At 63.7% G+C, this 20319-nt stretch carries 14 protein-coding genes; 6 read left to right on the forward strand and 8 right to left on the reverse strand.

Annotated elements, in window-relative coordinates:
• Positions 1-32 precede the first annotated feature (32 nt).
• Positions 33-680 (reverse strand): cation transporter, encoded by a 648-nt coding sequence (locus tag IPK66_18325; protein ID MBK8177134.1) that lies wholly within the window; start codon positions 678-680, stop codon positions 33-35.
• A 66-nt stretch (positions 681-746) separates the two neighbouring features.
• On the opposite strand from IPK66_18325, the gene IPK66_18330 reads away from it, so the two are divergent.
• The 6 genes from IPK66_18330 (at position 747) to IPK66_18355 (ending at position 11432) form a co-directional block, all read left to right on the forward strand.
• Entirely contained in the window at positions 747-1295 is a 549-nt protein-coding gene (locus IPK66_18330) for a helix-turn-helix domain-containing protein (GenBank protein ID MBK8177135.1), read from the forward strand.
• Complete coding sequence (locus IPK66_18335) at positions 1295-1732, forward strand: EamA family transporter (protein ID MBK8177136.1); 438 nt, start codon at positions 1295-1297, stop codon at positions 1730-1732. The genes IPK66_18330 and IPK66_18335 overlap by 1 nt, the downstream gene beginning before the upstream one ends.
• Before the next feature lie 613 nt (positions 1733-2345).
• On the forward strand, positions 2346-6278 hold the full coding sequence (locus tag IPK66_18340) for a hypothetical protein (protein MBK8177137.1): 3933 nt from the start codon (positions 2346-2348) through the stop codon (positions 6276-6278).
• A 57-nt stretch (positions 6279-6335) separates the two neighbouring features.
• The gene (locus IPK66_18345; protein MBK8177138.1) at positions 6336-7310 is read left to right on the forward strand and encodes a toll/interleukin-1 receptor domain-containing protein; all 975 of its coding nucleotides are present in this window, start codon (positions 6336-6338) and stop codon (positions 7308-7310) included.
• Positions 7311-7582: 272 nt separating this feature from the next.
• Complete coding sequence (locus IPK66_18350) at positions 7583-8416, forward strand: hypothetical protein (protein MBK8177139.1); 834 nt, start codon at positions 7583-7585, stop codon at positions 8414-8416.
• A gap of 1 nt (position 8417) precedes the next feature.
• Positions 8418-11432 (forward strand): caspase family protein, encoded by a 3015-nt coding sequence (locus IPK66_18355; protein MBK8177140.1) that lies wholly within the window; start codon positions 8418-8420, stop codon positions 11430-11432.
• Between the two features lie 133 nt (positions 11433-11565).
• Here the strand turns inward: IPK66_18355 and thiD are convergent, their stop codons facing one another.
• The 7 genes from thiD to pal all read right to left on the reverse strand — a co-directional run bounded on the left by thiD (position 11566) and on the right by pal (position 20225).
• Positions 11566-12354 (reverse strand): bifunctional hydroxymethylpyrimidine kinase/phosphomethylpyrimidine kinase, encoded by a 789-nt coding sequence (thiD, locus tag IPK66_18360; GenBank protein MBK8177141.1) that lies wholly within the window; start codon positions 12352-12354, stop codon positions 11566-11568.
• Between the two features lie 115 nt (positions 12355-12469).
• Positions 12470-13816 carry a phosphoglucosamine mutase gene (locus IPK66_18365; GenBank protein ID MBK8177142.1) on the reverse strand — a complete coding sequence of 449 codons (1347 nt, stop codon included), beginning with the start codon at positions 13814-13816 and terminating at the stop codon, positions 12470-12472.
• Positions 13817-13937: 121 nt separating this feature from the next.
• On the reverse strand, positions 13938-14909 hold the full coding sequence (folP, locus tag IPK66_18370) for a dihydropteroate synthase (protein MBK8177143.1): 972 nt from the start codon (positions 14907-14909) through the stop codon (positions 13938-13940).
• 13 nt (positions 14910-14922) lie between these two features.
• A complete protein-coding gene (ftsH, locus tag IPK66_18375; GenBank protein MBK8177144.1) occupies positions 14923-16851 on the reverse strand; it encodes an ATP-dependent zinc metalloprotease FtsH in 1929 nt (642 codons plus the stop codon).
• 277 nt (positions 16852-17128) lie between these two features.
• The gene (gene tilS, locus IPK66_18380) at positions 17129-18559 is read right to left on the reverse strand and encodes a tRNA lysidine(34) synthetase TilS (GenBank protein MBK8177145.1); all 1431 of its coding nucleotides are present in this window, start codon (positions 18557-18559) and stop codon (positions 17129-17131) included.
• Positions 18560-18573: 14 nt separating this feature from the next.
• On the reverse strand, positions 18574-19248 hold the full coding sequence (gene ybgF / locus IPK66_18385) for a tol-pal system protein YbgF (protein MBK8177146.1): 675 nt from the start codon (positions 19246-19248) through the stop codon (positions 18574-18576).
• 398 nt (positions 19249-19646) lie between these two features.
• Positions 19647-20225, reverse strand: a complete 579-nt coding sequence (gene pal / locus IPK66_18390) for a peptidoglycan-associated lipoprotein Pal (protein MBK8177147.1) — start codon at positions 20223-20225, stop codon at positions 19647-19649.
• Positions 20226-20319 lie beyond the last annotated feature (94 nt).

Raw genomic sequence — 20319 nt, forward strand, 5'->3', positions numbered from 1 at the left:
TTGCCGCTTAAGGCGAACCCTCCCAGCGGGGGTCAGCGTGCCGTACCAACCGGTATGACCTGTGGGCTGCGTAGGTCGGCATGGGCGTGCTGCACGATCCGCCATCCGCCGCTAATACCGAGCGCAGCCATAATCGCGGCCACGATCAGGTCTGGCCACACGCTTCCGGTGCCGAACACGCCTCCTGCCGCCGCGAGCACGGCGAGGTTGCCGATCGCGTCGTTGCGCGAGCAAATCCACACGGAACGCATGTTCGCATCGCCCGTACGGAAGCGATAGAGCATCAGCGCCACGCAGCCGTTGGCGAGAAGAGCCAAGACGCCAATCACTCCCATGGTCTCAGCCTTGGGCAAAATGCCGGCATAGGCGTGCCATGCCGTCGAAAGCAGCACGCCCGCGCCCAAAAGACCGAGCGACCAGCCCTTGAGCTGGGCGGCCCGCGCCCGCCAGGTTAGCGCCATGCCGGCGACGCTGAGGCTGAGCGCGTAGTTGGCAGCGTCGCCCAGGAAATCGATGGCATCGGCCTGAAGCGAGGCGGAGCCCGCCGCGACGCCGCCGACGATCTCAGTCAGGAACATGGAGGCGTTGACTGCGAGGGCGATCCACAGCGCCCGGCGCCAGTGTGGGCTGTTAAGCTCCTGGTAGGAGGAGCAATGGTTATTGTGGCAGCAGCCGGCCATTTGTTCACCTCGTCAAATCCGATGAACGCACCATATGCACCCTGTTGTCACTACAGGGTCAAGACCATGGCGCGGTTGGCAATCGGTGATCTTGCGAAACGGACAGGCACCACGGTGGAGACGATCCGCTACTATGAGCGGATCGGCCTGCTGCCGGAGCCGGGACGCACCGAGGGCAATTACCGCGCCTATGACAAAGGGCACCTTGGACGGCTGAGCTTCATCCGGCGCGCTCGCAACCTCGGCTTCTCGCTCAATCAGGTCCGCGAGCTGCTGGGACTGGCCGACCAGCGGGACAGTTCCTGCGAGGCGGTGGATATGATCGCGCGGCAACACTTGGCCGAAGTCGAGCGCAAGATCGCCGACCTCAACGCGCTTCGCGACGAACTGACCGACCTCATTGGCCGCTGTCATCGGGGCACAATCGCCGAATGCCGCATTCTTGAAACGCTCGCGCCAGCCCGTTCAACGCAGGCATGCGCCATTCAAGCTGACGATGCCTGCGCACGGACCGACACGCACGGCACATCGCCGGCCGGATGCGGCACGCATTCGATCACCCACCGCTCGCGGCAGGCAGCGGGCCCGCATCGTGAAGAACGAAGGAGAGGCTGATGAGACCGTTGACCGTGCAGTGGCAGTTCTGGGCCTTGCTCTCGGCGGGGTTCGCCGCCCTCACGGCGATTTTCGGCAAGGTCGGCGTGGAGACGATCAATCCGGATCTGGCAACGCTGATCCGCACGATCGTCATCGCCCTGTTGCTGACCCTGATCCTCGCAGCGACGGGAGGGTTTCAAAGTCCGGACTCCATTTCTTTTCGCTCGTCCGTCTTTCTGGCGCTTTCCGGTCTCGCCACCGGGGCCTCTTGGATCTGTTATTTCCGCGCTCTGAAGCTCGGCCAGGCCTCGCAGGTAGCGCCGATCGACAAGCTCAGCGTTGTCCTCGTTGCCGCCTTCGGGGTCGCGTTTCTAGGCGAGCGCCTGTCAGCAATAAACTGGCTCGGAATCCTCCTGGTTGCCGCGGGTGCCCTGCTGGTCGCTCACAGACCGTGATTTGAGTCTGGGGAATAAACCTACGTCACCGGCAAATCGATCACGGCGCCATTACCAGCATCCACCCCGGTCATGACATGCGGCGCTGAACCGTCAAGGCGATCGCGAGTTAAACCCCCATAAAAAGGGTGGATTTACCCCGTTTGTTGACAAATTGGCTAAATTTAACTAGGCTTAAATCTTGTCTTAGCGCAGCCGTTGATCCGAGGTGGGTGTAGGGGCGGATGTCGCGGGCGGGGGAAACACGAAATCCTGGTTGGCACGAGCACTGGATTCGCTGTCGCGCGGATTGATCTGGTTCTTCCTCTCGCGAAGAGAGGACATGAGCAGAGTAATCTTTCAAAGTCGGGCAAATTCCGTGCGATGCAAGCGGCGCGGCGTCGTTGTCCGCGTGCGCGCGGCGAAACCGATGCACTGCACGCGGCGTGGATATCGATCGCGTTGCTGTTGGCGAAAACATGCCGGGGCGCCCTTCTGCAGGTGGGCTTGGCTGGCCGACCGTCATCAAGGCACGGACCGGATTTGATATGCGGTAAGGCGTATCGATGCCCTTCCCCGCTGACCGAGAACCAGAACCGGGCCGGTTGCGGGGTTGAAGTTGGGAGGTTAAGTCATGGACGAGACAACCGGTGGCATCGTCATCGGCAGCGTTGGGGGTGATCTCTCGCTGCAAGCCGGCGGCGACATCGTTGCCGGCAACAAGACGATCATCAACACCATCGTTCAGCGCATCGCCAAGGAGCTGACGACAACCCCCTATAAATTCCTTGCCTCGTACGACATCCCCGACCGCGACATTTTTTACGGTCGCGATACCGTTATCGCCGAGCTGGCAGCGCAAGTCGGCCGCCAGAAGATCATCCTCATCAACGGCGCTTCGGGAGCGGGCAAGAGTTCGCTGGTCAATGCCGGCCTCATTCCACGCGTTGCCGACAACGGCTACACGTTCGTCTCGTTCCGTGAATACAGTGACCCGCTCGAACAGCTTCATGCGCGCCTCAAGCCGGCACCAGAAGGCACTCAACAGCAATCTCCGGCGGCGCTAGCCGATGATCCCGCCTTATTCCTGCGCTTCATTGAATCCTTCGGCACACTGCCTATCGTCATCTTCCTTGATCAATTCGAGAGATTCTTCGTCCGGGTGGCGGATAACAAGCGTTGTGCGTTCATCACCGCGTTCAACCATTGCCTGCAGAGCAGCCGCGCCCAGGACATCTGTTTCGTTCTGGCCCTCCGCCGCGAGTTTCTTGGCCAGTTGACGAGCGAGTTCGAAGAGCAGATCCCCGACTTTCTCAATCAGGCCTATCGGATCAACCTGCTGCCGTTGAACAAGGACGAGGCGCGCGAAGCCATCCTTAGGCCCATCGATAACACCAGCTTGAAGATCCAGTACGATGAGGCGTTCGTCGATAACGTGCTGCTTGCCGGCCTCGCCGAGCAGACCGGCCACGGCGCCAGCGTCGATCCGCCGCACCTGCAGATCGTCTGTAACCAGCTCTTCGAGGCGGCGCGCCAACGACTGCAGACGCGTGGCGCGGTGCTGATCAACCGCGTGCTTTACGATGAACTCGGCGGCGCCGAGACCATTCTCAACACCTACCTGGACAAGGTGGTCGAAGACATCGCCCAGGACCCGGACCGAATTGCCATCTTGCATTCGATTTTGAAGACGATGATCGATGCCGGCAGCGGGACCCGCGCCTTTATCGCCGTCAGCGACTTTCGCCGGGCGCTGCCGGACGTGAATGAGGCCGAGATCTTCAGACTGGTCGAAAAACTGCTCGATCGCCGGGTGGTCGAGGAGCGCCAGTCCGCCTACTCCTTATCGCACGAGCACATGGTGGGGAAGGTTAAGGAATGGTTCGACCCACGTGAGCTGGAGCGCAAGCGTGCCGCGGAGACGCTGGGCCGGGGGATCATGGAATGGCAGAATTCGGCGGCGCTGCTCAACCGCCGGCAGGTGGAAGGCATCCGCACCTGGATTCCCGAGCTCAACGACGAAGAGCAAGCGCTCCTTCGTGCCAGTGAGGAGCACTTCGAAGGTGAAGAGCGCAAGGAAGTCGCCCGCAAGCGCTTGAAGAAAGTCAGCCTTTACGGCGCGGCGGTCTTCACCCTGGTTGTCATGGCGCTGGGTGGATTCTCCTGGATCCAAAAACTCGAGGCCGATGAACAAAGAAATGCCGCGGTTGCCGCGCGGGATCAGGCGGTGCGCAACGAGTCCAAAGCGCTCGCCGCCGTGGCCAAGAATGAATTGACCGCGGGATCGCCGGGCATCGCGGTCCGCGTTGCGCTGGCCGCTTTACCACAAACGCCGGCGGACACCGAAAGATCTTACGCGCCGGAAGCGGAGGTCGCTCTTTTTCAGAGCGTGCTCGAGAGCCGGGAGATGCGCCGCTTCGTCGACCACGCGGCAGGTCTGTCTTCGGCCGCCTTCAGCCCCGACGGCCGCACCGTCGTCACCGCCGCCAAGGACGATACCGCCCGGCTATGGGACGTGGCATCGGAAAAGCAGATCGCGGTGCTGCACCACACCGGCCCCGTTGTCTCGGCCGCTTTCAGCCCCGACGGCCGCACCGTCGTCACCGCATCCGCGGACAAGACGGCGCGGCTGTGGAATGCGCAGACGGGCAAGGAAATCGTGGCGCTGCTTGGCCACGCGGACGAAGTGTCGTCCGCCGCGTTCAGTCCCGACGGCCGTACCATCGTGACCGCCTCCCACGACAGGACCGCACGGCTGTGGGAGGTGGCGACGGGCAAGGAAATCGCGGTGCTGCGTGGTCACGAAGGATGGTTATTCTCTGCCGGCTTCAGTCCCGACGGTCGCACGGTGATCACGACTTCGGCGGACAAGATCGCCCGGCTGTGGGATACGACGAGCGCCAGCGAACGCGCCCAGCTTCGCCATGACAACGAAGTGTACGCCGCTTCGTTTAGTCCTGACGGCCGGACCGTTGTCACCGCCTCGCGGGACAAGACCGCCCGGCTGTGGGATGTGGCGACGGGCAAGGAAATCACCGTGCTGCGCGGCCACGAGAATGACGTGTCCGCCGCCATCTTCAGCCCTGACGGCAATACCATTGTTACAACGTCGCTCGGCAAGACCGCCCGGCTGTGGGATGCCGCGACCGGCAGGCAGATTGCCGAATTGCGCCATGACGACGCCATTTACACAGCGGCGTTCAGCCCCGACGGCCACACGATCGTTACCGCCTCACGGGACAAAACCGCGCGGCTGTGGGCCGCTGCGACCGGCACCGCGCTGGTGGTGCTGCGCGGCCATGATGCCGACGTGACCGCTGCCGCTTTCAGCCCCGACGGCCGCACCATCGTCACCGCGTCCGGCGATGAGACTGCCCGGCTGTGGGACGTGGCGACCGGCGTTCTACGCCATGAGGATCGCGTCTTCGCTGCCGCTTTCAGCCCCGACGGCCGCACCATCGTCACCGCGTCCGCGGATAAGACCGCGCGGCTGTGGGACGTGGCAACCGGCAAAGGCATCGCGGTGCTGCGCGGCCATGACAATGATGTCACTGCCGTCGCCTTCAGCCCCGATGGCCATACCGTTGCCACCGCCTCCCGCGACAAGACGGCGCGGCTGTGGGATACAAAAACCGATCAGGAAATCGCGATCCTGCGCGGCCACGAGGGCGATGTGTCCTCTATCGCCTTCAGCCCCGGCGGCCGCACTGTCCTTACCGCCTCCCGCGACAGGACTGCACGGTTGTGGGACACGGCGACCGGCAAAAACATCGCCGTATTGCGCGGCCATGAAAACGACGTGAACGCCGCCGCGTTCAGCCCCGACGGGCGTAAGATCGTCACCGCCTCCCGCGACCGGACCGGGCGCCTCTGGGACGCGGCGACCGGCAAGGAAATCACCGTGCTGCGGGGCCATGAGAGCGATGTCTACGCCGCCGCGTTCAGCCCCGACGGCCGCACCGTCGTCACCGTCTCCCGGGACCGGACCGGGCGGCTGTGGGACGCGGAAACCGGCAAGGCAATCGCCGTGCTGCGCGGTCATGACAACGACGTGTCCTCCGCCGCGTTCAGCCCCGATGGCCGCACGATTGTCACAACATCCCTCGACAAGACGGCGCGCTTGTGGGATGCGGCGACGGGCGAGGCGATCGTCGTCCTCACCGGCCATGGCGGATGGGTGCTTTCCGCTGCCTTCAGTCCCGACGGTCGCACCATCGTCACCGCCTCTCGGGACAAGACCGCCAGACTGTGGGATACCGCGACCGGCGAGGAAATCGCCGTATTGCCTCATGACAACGATGTCTCCTTCGCCGCCTTCAGCTTCGACGGTCGTACCGTGTTGACAGCCGGAGGCAGCGTGGCACGCACATGGGCGGTACCGCCGCGTGGACACGAGCTGATCGACCTCGCCTGCGCACGGATGCCGTGGCCGCTCTCGCACGAGCAACAAAAGCGTTTTGGCGTTGAAGACGAGTGGTGCACGCTGGAGATTTCCGCAGAGCTTCGCGCCAAGCTGGGGCTGAACGCGCTGTTGGCGGACGCGGGGACCGGCGATCCGGCGCACTAAGAACGCAAGTGCAATCGCTGAAACGATCTTGGAGCCTCTCGCCATCGGTGATAACCCATGAAAAAATCGAGGGCTTTTTTCAGTTATGCCCGTGCGAATTCGGAGTACGTTCTAAGGCTGGCGAAAGATTTGCGCGCGGCTGGGATAAATCTCTGGCTTGACCAACTCGACATAGCACCGGGCGAGCGTTGGGATCAGTCGATCCAACAGGCATTGGAAGACTGCGGAACACTTCTCGTCATTCTTTCCCCAGCGTCTGTCCGTTCGCAGAACGTCATGGATGAAGTGTCATTCGCACTTCAAGCGCAAAAGCGAATACTTCCGATAGTATACGAACATTGCGAGATACCCTTTCGTTTGCGCCGCCTCCAATATATCGACCTTACCGACAACGACGCCCCTGATTACTCGCGACTGCTCGACGTATTGGCGAGTGAGCCTGCACCCAGGTGGGAACGCGAACACAGTCAGCCTGAACAACGCACGCGCCACGACGCTCCGCCATCACCCGCTGCGCCGGCCGTGAGTGCCAAGGGCGGCTTCAATTTCGGCTGTGTGGGCGGGAACGTCAGCGTTCGCGCCGGTGGTGACATCGTCGCCGGCGACAAGGTCATTCAAACGACGACAACGACCACGACGATCAGCACCGGCTTCAAGAAGGAGGACGACAAGCAGCGGTTTTTGCACGAGATCGACGAACTGTGCGCGACGTTGCGCCGGTTGCAGGCAAAGATGCACGAAACGCCGGGGTTGGATGAGGACATCACGGATGAGATGACCGGCGATCTCCTCCGGCAGATCGGGGCGCTGAAACTGATCAAATCGGTCGCCGCCGCCCTTGCGATCGCCGAACAACCGCCGCCGGAGGAGCGCAAGAACATTGAATCCGCCCTGCAAGGCGCCTGTTCCGTCCTCGATAAGGTGAAGGGCGTCTGCGACCGATCGCTCGGAGCCGCCGAGGCCGTCGCCGCCTGCATCGGCAAAGCGATGCCGCTCGTTCTTTCGGCGCGTCATCTATTCGGTTTGCCATGAACAAGAGCGCCGAATGAGTGCACGACCGCCACCGGACAGAGGCGCGGACTCTGATCGCGACGATTGTGGCAAAAACACAATGAAAAGCGAAATCAACTTCAAACTTATTGGCCCCATATGGTACAATTTATGAGTTGTCTCGTGAGGCAGCGAGAAAGCAGTGTGACATGCCGGGGGGCTCGTCCATGCAAATTTTGCGATATTGTGTGATTATGCTAGCGACCGGCAGCGCGAGTATGCTGGCAAGTTGCTCGACAGCACCATCCCATTATATGGAGGTCGAGAATGATAGCTGCGCGGCGCAGCGTGGAGAACTGAAGGCGGTTGACGATTATTTCAACCAGTCCCTGATTGAAGGGACAGCGATCGGTGCCGCCGCAGGCGGATTGACCGGCGCGCTGGCGGGATATCTCGTCCGGCATGACGCGGGTGATATGGTGATCGGCGCCACCGCCGGCATGATTACCGGGGGCGTCGGCGGTTATTTCGCCGCCCGTTCCCAGGCGATCAGCGATCGTGACGCCCTGGTCAAAACGGTTTACGACGACGTGACCAAAGAGAACGTTCAGGTCAATCGCGCAACCGCGGCATTTACCAATCTCCGGGACTGCCGATTGGCGGCGGCCAACGCAATCAAGCGGAGCTACCGCGAGGGAACCTTGCGCGAGGCCGATGCCAGGGCGCAACTGTCCCGTGAGCGTCAGCTCTTCGACCAGGACATTGCCTACGCCGAGCGGATCGGCGCGCAGATGCAAAAGCGCAATGCCGAATTCATGAACGCAGCGACCGAGCTCGATAAGAGGGACGACGTTGTCGTTGCCAGCCGCGAAAAGCCTGCGCCTGCCTCGTCGTCGCGATCCAAGAAGGTGGCAACGAAGAAGAAAACAAAAGCGCCGCCACCGCCGACAGCGACCTCCCGTGTCATGACCGTCGCGGAAAGCAGCCAGGACAGCGTCCAGGCCTACAATGGAAATATCGAGGCGGCCAAGGCGGAAAGCGGCAGCAGCTTTGATCTCGCGGCATTGGATGGACGCGGACACTATCACGCCATGCTCCTCATAAGCCCGATCGTGGGCAGGCGGCAAAAACCGGTCGTGCAGGCTTAGCGTGGCGGCTGCGATCGTGCGCCGTTTCCTGACAGCGTTACTGCTGTTATTGGTGGCCGGCGTGGACACGCCGGTCCGTGCCGAGGGTGATCTTTCGTCGGTTCCGATCCTGCGCGTCGAGACCGGCGTCCACGGCGCCCGCATTAACCGGCTCGTCCTTGATCCGGCGCAAAGTCATGTCATCACGGTCGCTGACGACAAGACGGCCCGAGTCTGGTCGCTCGCCGACGGCACCCTGCTCTATACGTTGCGCATTCCGATCGGCGATGGTCCCGAGGGCCGCATACACGCCGTCGCGATCTCTCCCAACGGAAAGAAAATCGTCGTCGGCGGATTTACCGGGCTCACGTGGTTCGGCAGCGCGAAGTTGTATGTCTTCAATCCCTTGACCGGGGGGTGGCTCGGCAATATCGGTTTCGGCCAGGGCGGGACTGCCCCGGTCCGCGACCTGGCCTTTCTTTCCGACGATCGTCTCCTCGTCGCGCTGGATGACAACAAGGGGTTGCGCGTCGTCGACTTCGCGGCCAAACGCATCATCACGGTCGCCGACGACCTCAATGCACCCGTCATGTCCATCGACGTCGCCGCCGACGGCAGAGTCGTGGCGTCAGCACAAGACGGCAGTGTGCGTCTTTACGATTCCGCATTGCAGCGGCTGGCCAAAGTCCCAATGGCGGCGGGCGTGACGCCCTACAAGGTGGCATTCAGTCCCGACGCATCCCTCGTCGCTGTCGGTCTAACTGGTGGCCCGCGCCCGCAGGCGATGTTGCTTAGCGCAAAGGACCTGAAGCCGGTGAAAGAGCTTTCCGGCGGCGAAAAGCAACGCGGCGCCCTGGCGCTTGTCGGATGGAGCGCCGACGGCGAGGTGCTTTACGGCGCCGGGTCCTACGGCAAGGACGGCGGCGCACGCTTTATTCGACGATGGCCGATCAAGCAGCCGGGGTCCGCCTCCGATCTCTCCTTGGGCGAACGCGACATCGTTACTGATCTGCGGGGCCTTCCCGGCGGCGGCGTCCTCTTCGCGACCGCCGACCCGGCTTGGGGGACGATTGAGGGCGACGGGCGCTCACGCCTCCTGCGCGAACGCCGCCAAGCCGACTTCCGCGACGGATTCGATGGCTGCTTTGCCGTCTCGGCAACGGGCGATGTCGTCGACTTCGGGCTTAAGCAAGGTGGCCGGGAGTGTGTGCGCTTCGATGTCACCAAAAGTCGCCTCGAGCATCAGCCAGGACCGCGCACGGGCCTGAGCCGCCCGCAAGTATCCGCCAAGACCGTAACCGTGACCGATTGGCGAAATAAACCGCGACCCCAGATCAACGGTAAGCCGGTGAGCCTCGATCCCAACGAACTGGCGCGAAGCGTCGCCGTTGCCACCGACGCCAGCGGGGTGGCCATCGGCAGCGATTTCGCCGTCCGCTTCTTTAAAGACGGCGTAATCTCATGGAAAACAGAGACTTCCTCCCCGGCATGGATGGTCGCGACGACGTCCGATGATCGTTATGTCGTTGCCGGGCTCGGCGACGGATCCATTCGCTGGTTGAGCCGCGCGACCGGAGAGATCATCGTAAGTCTGCTCGTCGTCCCGCACGAAGACAGCTGGGTGCTGTGGACCCCGGAAGGACTGTATGATTATGGCGGCTCTGGCGAGGCTTTGATCGGATACCACCGCAACCGCGTCGAACACGGCCAGCCGGCGGGCGTCGATTTTGTCGAAGTCGGCCAAGTCTATTCAAGCTATTACCGCCGTGACCTGGTCAAACGAAAGTTTCGCGGTGAGGCCGGCACATCGATCGCCGCCTATATCGATCACATCGGCGGCGCCAGCAAGATCCTCGACCGCGGCCTTCCGCCGCTGCTGACTCTCACCGCGTATTGCGTGGACGAGCACGCGGGCCGGCAGTGCCAGACTTTCCCGCAGGGTACGACAAGTCGCGGTGCACGGTTGACGGACGCGCCCGCCGTGAGCGTCGACGCACCGATGATCACGCTGCGCGTGCAGACTGAGGACCGCGGCGGGGGGTTTGGCGACATTCAAGTTCTGCGAGACAACGTGCCCGTTCCGACAGCCGCGGGCGGACGCACAACCGGCGACCAGAACCGCGCGCGCTCCGACGATTACGTGGTGCAGTTGGCGCCGGGCAAAAACGAATTCGTGCTAAAGGCCACAAACGGGGCGGGCGAGATCGAGTCCTCGCCCGACGAACAGATCCATTTCTCGGTTATGAATACCGCGACGCCCGCGGCGGGAAAACCAACGCTTCGTCTTATCGCGATCGGTGTCAACCGGTTCGCCAGTCCCGAACTCACGCGTGACCATGAACTCAAGTATGCCGTCGCGGACGCGCGCGGAGTCATTGAGATGATGCAGTCCGATCAGTCGCGCGGAGTTTACGACAAGGTCGATGCAATCCTTTTGACCGACGAGCAGGCAACGCTCAGCAATATCAAGAAGGCGTTCGACGATATTGCCGCCCGCTCCCAGCCCGATGACGTCGGTTTACTTTTCCTTGCAGGCCACGGCGTCAATATCGACGGTAAGTACAACTTCCTCCCCTACGACCTGCGTGACCTCACGCTGCAGGGAATCCGCGAGTCGGCGCTGACCCATGAAGAACTTGCACGGCTCTTGCGCAGTCTGCAGACGACGCGCATGCTCGTGGCGATCGATTCCTACTTCAGCGACAATTTTGACCAGGACATGACCGAGACAGCCGCCGGTCAACTCGTCAAGTCCGGCGGCCGCGTGATTCTGGCCGGCGCGACGAGCGAGCAAGAGGCGCGGAAGGGAACGACCAGCGGCCACGGGATTTTCACCAGCGTCCTGCTTGATGCCCTTAGCGGCAAAGCCGATCAGGAAACGGGAAACCGCGACCGTCAGGTTGATGTGCTTGAAGTGTCCACCTATTCGCTCGATCGTTTCCCGCAGGCGGCGGAACGGAGCGGCTATTACCGCCCGCAACAACCCGTCTTCAAGGCAAGTACCGGGGACGACTTTGCCCTTCGGGAGATGAACTAAGCGCGACGATCCGAGACGAAAATCTCGCCCCTTGGTAGCGACGCCATCGCCCGCCTCGTCAAGGCGCTGGGCTGAATTGCGCGCTCACCCGGAGCTTCGCTCACGCAGACCTGGGCACCGTTAATTTGGCCAATTAATCTTGCGCGAAGAACGGCCGGACGGCGTGGGCGTGATTGAGCGGCCCGTGGCCGCTGCCGAACCCGGGGGCGGTGCGAATGGCCTCAAGGACGTAGGCACGCGCGCGCGCCGCGGCGGCGGCAACGTCAAGCCCCTGTGCCAGCCCGGTGGCGATCGCCGAGGCGAGCGTGCAGCCGGTGCCGTGCGTATGCCGGGTTTCGATGCGCGGACTGGCGAACGACTCGGGCGCACGACCGCCCTGCACCAGGACGTCGACGACGATCGGGCCGGTAGCATGGCCGCCCTTTAACAGCACCGCCTTCGGACCAAGATCGAGCAGGCGCTGCGCCAGTTCGACCCGGCCAAGGTCATCGGCGCCAGCGAGCGCCTCGGCTTCCGGCAGGTTCGGCGTGAGCACGTACGCCATGGGCAGGAGGCGTCGACGCACGTGCTCAACGGCGGCAGCGTCCAGTAAAGAGTGCCCGCCCTTGGCGATCATGACCGGATCGACGACGACGGGAACGCCTTGAGCCTGCGTCGCCAGGACGTCGCAAACGGCATCAACGACGTCGGGACGGCTCAACATGCCAATCTTGATGCAATCCGCCCCGATGTCGGCGAGCACAAGCTCGATCTGCAGGGCGATGAACGCCGCAGGCACATCGTGCACGGCGACGACGCCCTGGGTGTTCTGCGCGGTCAGCGCCGTGATCGCCGTGGTAGCATAGCCGCCCAGCGCCATGACCGTCTTGATGTCCGCCTGAATACCGGCACCACCGCCGGAATCCGATCCGGCGATGATCAAGACGCGGCCGCAGGCTGCTTGCGATCCACGCTCAGGCTCGGTCCAGCCGGACGACCCCGGCGATGCGTCCTGCGATGCCCGTGGCGGGCGGAGTCCTGGCTTTGGCGATCGTTGCTCAGGCAGCGGCGGCACGGATCACGCTGCACAGGTCCTCGACGATCGCGCTCACCAGCGTTTCGTCTTCGCCTTCGGCCATCACCCGGATCACCGGTTCGGTACCGGACTTGCGGATCAGCAGGCGCCCGCTATTTCCCAGCCGCCGCTCGCATTCACCGATGGCGTCCTTGACTTGCACTTCGTCGAGCGGCTGACCGCCGTTGAAGCGGACGCTGCGCAGAAGCTGCGGCAGCGGCTCGAACACCCGGCAGACCTCGCTTGGCCGCCGGTTTGATCCAAGAACCACAGCCAGGACCTGCAGGGCGGCGATCAGGCCATCGCCGGTTGTGGTATAGTCGCTGAGGATGATGTGGCCGGACTGCTCACCGCCGACGTTGAAACCGTGCTCACGCATGTGCTCGACGACGTAGCGATCGCCTACCCGCGTGCGCTCCAACGTCAGGCCGATGCCGCCGAGGTAGCGCTCCAGCCCCATGTTCGACATGACGGTGGCAACGAGCCCGCCCATCTTCAACTGGCCGCTCGTCCGCCAATGATTGGCGATCACCGCCATGAGCTGATCACCATCGACCAGCACGCCCTCCTCGTCGGCAATGAGCACCCGGTCGGCGTCGCCGTCCAGCGCGATGCCGAAATCGGCCCGGTATTCCCGCACCGCCTTGCGCATCGCATCCGGAGACGTCGAGCCGCAGTCGCGATTGATGTTGGTGCCGTCGGGGCTGATCCCGATCGGAATCACCTCGGCGCCCAGCTCCCACAGGATCTCCGGCGCGACCTTGTACGCGGCGCCGTTGGCGCAGTCGAGAACGATGCGCAGGCCAGTGAGGGTGCATCCCTTGGGGAAGGTGTGCTTGACGAACTCGATGTAACGGCCGTGCACGTCCTGCAGGCGCTTGGCGCGGCCAAGCTTGGCCGGCGGGGAAAGGTAGCGGTTGAGACCATTATTCATGTGCCCTTCGATGGCGTCCTCGACCGCGTCGGACAGCTTGAAGCCATCGGGGCCAAACAGCTTGATTCCGTTGTCCTCGAAGGGATTGTGTGAGGCGGACAACATCACGCCGAGATCGCAGCGCATCGAGCGCGTCAGGATCGCCACCGCCGGCGTCGGCATCGGGCCGACGATGATGACGTCCATACCCACGGAAATGAAGCCGGCGGTCAACGCCGCCTCGAGCATGTAGCCGGAAAGGCGCGTGTCCTTGCCGATCAGTACCCGGTGCTGGTGATTACCGCGACGGAACTGGCAGCCGGCAGCCATGCCGACCTTGAGGGCGATATCCGCCGTCATCGGCTCGCAGTTGGAAGTGCCGCGAATACCGTCCGTACCAAAAAGCCGCTTGCGCATGGTTTCCTTCTTCCCCGACGACGCTGAAGGACGTGGCAACAGGATGCCCGCTCCCGAGGCCCCGCGCAGTGACAGGCATTACACCGCGCCCGCCCGCCCCCGCAATCCGCGCCCGAAAGGCTTATCCGCTTTGACGTGCGTCAGCAATAGCCTGCCAGACGTGCAGCGCCTGCCACGTTTCGCCGACGTCGTGAACGCGCAGGATGTGCGCGCCCGCCGCCGCTGCCGCAAGCGCCGCGGACAACGACCCCGGTAATCGCCTGTCTGGCGGCTCTTTGCGACTGAGCCGGCCAATGAAACTTTTGCGCGACAGGCCAACGGTCAGAGCACAGCCGAGCGCGCGGAAAACATCAAGCCGGCCGAGAAGGGCGAGATTATGTTCGAGTGTTTTTCCGAAGCCGATTCCGGGATCAATGGCGATGCGATCGCGGCTTATACCAGCTGCGAGACAGGCATCCACGCGGGCGCCGAGCCAGTCGTAGACATCGCCGACGACATCGGTATAGCGCGGCTCCACCTGCATGGTCCGCGGATCGCCCTGCATATGCATCAGGATGATCCCCACGCCGGCATCGGCGACGAGCGATAGCGACAGCGGATCGCCGGCGAGCGCGCTGATGTCGTTGACGATGGTCGCACCCGCGATGATGGCATCGCGCATGACCGCGGCATGGCGCGTATCGACCGAAACGCTCGCGCCCACAGCCGCGAGCGCGCGGATCACCGGGACGACGCGGTCTCTCTCCTCCTCGACCGCCACCGGCTCCGCGCCCGGCCGCGTCGATTCACCGCCGACATCGATGAGATCGGCGCCGAGGGCGAGCATAGCCTTTCCACGGGTGATAGCCGCCTTTGGATCAAGCGTCTGACCCCCGTCGGAAAAGCTGTCCGGCGTAACGTTCACGATGCCCATGATCAGCGGTCGGTCGAGTGCCAGACCGGCGAATGAGCGTGCCGGAGTGAGCGGAACTGTGTCCCGTAGAGCGTTCGGCGAAACCGCGTCCCGCGCGCCTCTGGGGCCAGCCGCGCCGTCGCCCGCCGTCGAGCCGCGCCGTCCGTCGCCTGCCGCCGTGACGGCGCCCCCCCTCATCATGCAGCCGTTTCGGTCAACTGTTGGGCTGCGGTTCCGCTTCGAAGCCGCCGCGCGGCTCCTTGCCGCTCTTCTTACCACTGGTCGGCACGGAGGTCCGCCGGCCAGTATCCTTGGTGTCGTCGCGCGGGTCCGGACGTATTACCGGCTCGCCGCGCAACAGAGCCGAAACCTCCTCGCCGGACAACGTCTCATACTCGAGCAGCGCACCGGAGATCGACTCCAGGTCGTCCCGGTGCTCGTTCAGGATCTGCCGCGCCAACGCTTCCGCTTCGTCAACGAGACGACGCACCTCCTCGTCGATCAGCCGTGCCGTCGCGTCGGATACGTGCTTTTGCTGTGCGACTGCGTGCCCAAGGAAGATCTCCTCCTGGTTGTCGCTGTAACGCAGCGGCCCGAGCTTGTCACTGAAGCCGAATTCGGTGACCATCCGCCGTGCCATCTCGGTCGCCTGGCGGATATCATTACCGGCTCCGGTGGTGACGTTTTGTGGTCCGAAGATCAATTCCTCGGCGATACGCCCACCAAACATGACCGCCAGCTTGGATTCCAGCTCGAGACGGGAATAGCTGTAGCGATCCCGTTCGGGCAGCGACATGGTGACACCCAGCGCGCGCCCACGCGGAATAATCGTGACCTTATGCAGCGGATCGTGCTTCGGAACGTAGAGGCCGACGAGAGCATGTCCAGCCTCGTGGTAGGCTGTGAGCTTCTTTTCATCCTCGGTCATCACCATTGAGCGGCGCTCAACGCCCATCAACACTTTGTCCTTCGCTGCCTCGAAGTCCTCCATCGTCACCAGGCGCTTGCCGATGCGGGCGGCAATCAGCGCCGCCTCGTTGACCAGATTGGCGAGGTCAGCGCCAGAAAAACCAGGTGTTCCCCGGGCGATGACCCGCGCGTCGGCGTCTGTGCCCACTTGCACCTTGCGCATGTGCACTTTGAGGATCTGCTCGCGCCCAAGAATATCCGGGTTCGGCACGACGACCTGACGATCAAAACGGCCGGGCCGCAGCAACGCCGGATCGAGAACGTCCGGCCGGTTAGTCGCGGCGATGAGAATTACCCCTTCGTTCGATTCGAACCCGTCCATTTCGACGAGAAGCTGGTTCAGCGTCTGCTCGCGCTCGTCGTTACCGCCACCCAGTCCGGCACCGCGGTGCCGGCCGACGGCGTCGATCTCATCGATGAAGATGATGCACGGCGCGTTCTTCTTGCCCTGCTCGAACATATCGCGCACGCGCGAGGCGCCGACGCCCACGAACATCTCGACGAAGTCCGAGCCCGAGATGGTGAAGAACGGCACATTCGCCTCACCGGCGATGGCGCGGGCGAGCAGGGTCTTTCCGGTTCCTGGCGGCCCGATGAGTAAACAGCCCTTGGGAATCTTGCCGCCCAGTCGCTGAAATTTCTGCGGGTCCTTGAGGAACTCGACCACCTCTTCAAGTTCCTGCTTCGCCTCGTCGATACCGGCGACGTCCTCGAAGGTCACCCGCCCGGTCTTCTCGGTCAAAAGCCGCGCCCGGCTCTTGCCGAACCCCATCGCTTTGCCGCCGCCCGACTGCATCTGGCGCATGAAAAAGACCCAAACGCCGATCAGCAGCAGCATCGGGAACCATGAGATCAGCACGCTCCAGAACGTCGGCGAGCCGTCGTCGACCGGCTGGGCGGTGATCCGCACGCCGTATTTCTGCAGGCGGGCGATCAATCCGGGATCGTCCGGGGCGTATGTCGACAGCGTGCGACCGTCTCGAAACACACCAGTGATTTGCCGGCCCTTGACCGTGACCTCGCGAACCTCGCCGCTTTCCACCTGCGAGAGGAAATCCGAATACGCGTACGGCTGCTGTCCGGTCCTGGGTGAGGAGCCTTGAAACAAATTGAATAAGGCGAACACCAGCAGCGCGATGATCACCCAGAGTGCGAGATTGCGGCCGATATTCACGGTCTCGTCCTGCCTTTCTGTGGAGAGAAGGCCCCACGGCGCTGATGGGTTTTACACGCTGACGGCACTCCGACGTCGACGAAGCGCCTCTCCGGCTTCCCTCGCCGCTCTCGGTTCATACCATCCTCCGCCGCCTGGTCCGTCGAGCATCGCCAAAATCTCGCCCCCAACGCGGTCCTGTACCGCCATTGCGATGCCGCGTTGAGGTACCCCATACCCAGCACGGGGACTTGACGTTCGCCAAACCATATGTTCCTAAAATAATAGTCGAAATTTGTCATCCAAGGAAATACCCTCGTCCGGTAAGACCCTGGCGAGGGCTCCATACGACTTTTGCCACCGTTGCGTGTGCCAGAGCACGATCTTCCCGTACATATCCGCAATGCGGCGCAATCGCTACGCCCTTGCTATCAGATAGGATCGGCAGAGTCGGCCAGGCAAGGGCCGGCGGCTCGAAACGTTTTGCCGACTCACCCGCGGGACGAGGACGCCTCGCGATCTCGGCATGTATCTGCCGCAAATCCTGGGCGGATGTCGGGCGGATGACGAGCGGTTCCAACAACGCCGCGCGCGAGGAAAGGTGCACCCGGAAGCGGCCGTCCCACAAAATGTCGTCGCCAGGAGCGATGGGCATCGGTGCCGGCAGGTGCCGCCGTTCCCGGCAGACCGTGACCTCGCGGGCGCCGATTTTCAGCCGGCACCGGCCGAGCGTCGCCCCGGTTTCCCCCTCACCGCCAAGCCGGCGGTAGAGGCGGCGAATCGCGTCGGCGGCGCATTCGTGCGGCTCGCCGCCCACCATCGCCAGCAGGCGGGCCAGCGCGTGAATGGCGACCTCCGCCGGCGCGGCAATCAGGCGGGTGCGATCAATGGTCACCAGTCCCGCCGGATGCACCCGACAACCGCGCGCGACGAACGCGACAACGGCGGCCATCATCTCCAATCGCGCCGTGTCGGCTTGCGCCGCGACGGCGGAGGTCGCCGAAAGAATGGCCCCCGCGTCCGGCGCCTGGAGTAGCGCACGGATGCGGGTTCGCGCGAACCGCACATCGTAATTGCTCGGATCGTCGATCCACGGCTGGCGCCACGCCGCCAGCGCCGAGCGCAGCCGGGCGGGATCGACCGACAGCAGCGGGCGAAGCAGCCGCACACCGCCAGCGTGCGAAATTGCCGGCATGCCGCCCAGCCCCCTCACCCCGCTGGCGCGACTGGCACGAAACAGTACCGTCTCCAACTGATCGCGTGCGTGGTGACCGAGGAGCAGATGCAAGACGCCCTCGGCGCGGCACCACGCGCACAGCAGCCGGTAGCGCGCCTGCCGCGCCGCCGCCTGTACGCCGGTTACCGGCTTAGGTTCCGTCCACGGCAGAATTTGATAGGCAATGCCGCGCCGCGCCATCCATTCGCCAACGCCCGCCGCCTCCATCGCTGATGCCGGCCTGAGGTTATGATTGACGATCAGGGCCACCGCCGCACCCGAACGCGCCCGCGCCCACGCATCGGCGAGCAGGCACAGGGCAAGACTGTCCGCACCTCCGGACACGCCAATGGCCAGGCGCGGTGCCGCCTCGAACGGGGCAAACGCATCCATCGCCGCAACGAAGTCCCGGACAAGCGCAGCATCGGCCACAGGCTCAGTGAGAGCGGGAGCGATCGCAAATTCAAAACGCGCGGCACCGGCCACGGTATCAATCAGCGTGGCACCGGCCACGGTATCGGTTACGCTCAGGTGCAGTTGATTCGCTTGCTTTCTTGCTCGGCCCGCTGCTTGACGGCATCGGAGGCATTGGGGAAGGCCCGTTTCAACTCGCGGAAACTGGCGCAAGCCTCCTTCGGCTTGTCGAGACCGGCCAGGGACATTCCCAGTTTGAGCAGCGTGTCCGGTGCCTTCGCGCTTGTCTTGTTCTTCTCGTAGCCATCGAGAAAGGTTTCCGCGGCTTTGGCGTAGTCTCCACGAGCGTAATAGGTTTCGCCCAGCCAATAGCGGGCGTTGTCGGCCAGGGGATCGTCGGGATTGGCGCTCAGAAACGCACTGAATCCGGCCGCCGCATCCGGATAGTTTCGGTTCTGCATCAGCGTGAACGCCTGCGCATATTGCTCGCGCGGCGACCTGGGCGCGCTTGCGGGCGCCGGCGTGCGTGTCTCGCTGGACGAGGTGGCCGCACCTGCCGGCGGAGCCGATGGCGCGGCCACGGGTGTCCCGCCGCCCTTGGCGGTATCCGCCTCGGCCGGTTGGAGCTGGCTGAACCGGAACTCGGTATCGGAAGCGAACTTGCTCAATCGTTCATCGAGCTTGCGTAACTGATAGGTCACCTCTTCGAGCCGGCCGGTCAGTGAGCGCATGTCTTGCTCGAGTTGGGTCATGCGCACGTCCAGCCGCGCGGTCGCCGGCGGTGCCACCGGCGATACCGGACTTACCGCCTGACTTCCTGCCGACTGACCGACCGGTGCTGGCCCGGAAGGCGCCATCGGCGAAACGCCAGAAGACCGCGGCGCAATATCGCCGGGAGCCGGAATCAGCAACCGTGGCTCGGATCCCTGCGCGCGCACCGGTTCCGGCGCCGCCGCCAATGCTGCCACAACACTCAGAGCGGTGCCGGCGATCATGGCCAGACGCGCCCGCCGATCAAGACTGCGGCCCCCGTCTTGTCCCGTTCTGGCAGAGTTCACGTCTTCAGTCCCGATGTTCATGCCCGTCCTTCACGCCCACGCCCGGCATTATTGCATCCGGCCGGGCACGCGGTCCCACCCCCTGCCGCTCGCCGGATCGCGAGCGGCTGCACAATTGGTGCATCGCGTCAACTTGAGGGCGCGCCGCCAGTCACGACGGTCACCCCGCGCCGGTTCTTCGCCCAAGCCGCTTCGCTCGATCCGAGCACCGCCGGCCGCTCCTCGCCGTACGAAATCGTCCGAATGCTCGCCGCATCAATGCCGTACGCCACGAGATAGTCCCTCACAGCCGTCGCCCGGCGATCGCCCAGAGCGATGTTATACTCCCGCGTGCCGCGCTCGTCCGTGTGTCCTTCGATCGTCACCGTGATCCCAGTGTACTTGAGCAGCAACGCCGCCTGACGGTCGAGGGCCTGCTGGGCTGACGAATCCAGCGAATAGCTGTCGAAGGCGAAATAGACCGTATCCCCCGTGGAGGCGATCTGGCGCTCGACCTCGGCGGGATCGCCCGGTATGCCCCGCTGCCCTCCCGTTCCAGAAAGACCGGATGTCGTATAACCGCCGGAAGACGGAATTCCCGACGTGCCCGTCGTCCCGCTCCCCCCGCCGCTGGCGCTGGCGCCGGTGGCGCTGGTGTCTTCCGGCGTCGTTTCACAGGCGGCGACGACCAGCACGATCATCGACAACGCCAACAATCTCTTCAACATCACCTTGCTGTCCTCCTGCGCGTCAAACCAGCCACACGCCAACGCGCCCTGCCGCGCGTGTGCCGACTTCGTCCCGCGTGGCGAAACGACCGAT

The organism is Rhodospirillales bacterium (assembly GCA_016712595.1).
Lineage (GTDB): Bacteria > Pseudomonadota > Alphaproteobacteria > Rhodospirillales > Defluviicoccaceae > Defluviicoccus.

Bases quoted from the DNA above. Each gene is read 5' to 3' on its own strand.
- IPK66_18325 (MBK8177134.1), bottom strand. From the start codon at position 680: ATGGCCGGCTGCTGCCACAATAACCATTGCTCCTCCTACCAGGAGCTT.
- IPK66_18330 (MBK8177135.1), top strand. From the start codon at position 747: ATGGCGCGGTTGGCAATCGGTGATCTTGCGAAACGGACAGGCACCACG.
- IPK66_18335 (MBK8177136.1), top strand. From the start codon at position 1,295: ATGAGACCGTTGACCGTGCAGTGGCAGTTCTGGGCCTTGCTCTCGGCG.
- IPK66_18340 (MBK8177137.1), top strand. From the start codon at position 2,346: ATGGACGAGACAACCGGTGGCATCGTCATCGGCAGCGTTGGGGGTGAT.
- IPK66_18345 (MBK8177138.1), top strand. From the start codon at position 6,336: ATGAAAAAATCGAGGGCTTTTTTCAGTTATGCCCGTGCGAATTCGGAG.
- IPK66_18350 (MBK8177139.1), top strand. From the start codon at position 7,583: ATGGAGGTCGAGAATGATAGCTGCGCGGCGCAGCGTGGAGAACTGAAG.
- IPK66_18365 (MBK8177142.1), bottom strand. From the start codon at position 13,816: ATGCGCAAGCGGCTTTTTGGTACGGACGGTATTCGCGGCACTTCCAAC.
- folP (MBK8177143.1), bottom strand. From the start codon at position 14,909: ATGATGAGGGGGGGCGCCGTCACGGCGGCAGGCGACGGACGGCGCGGC.
- pal (MBK8177147.1), bottom strand. From the start codon at position 20,225: ATGTTGAAGAGATTGTTGGCGTTGTCGATGATCGTGCTGGTCGTCGCC.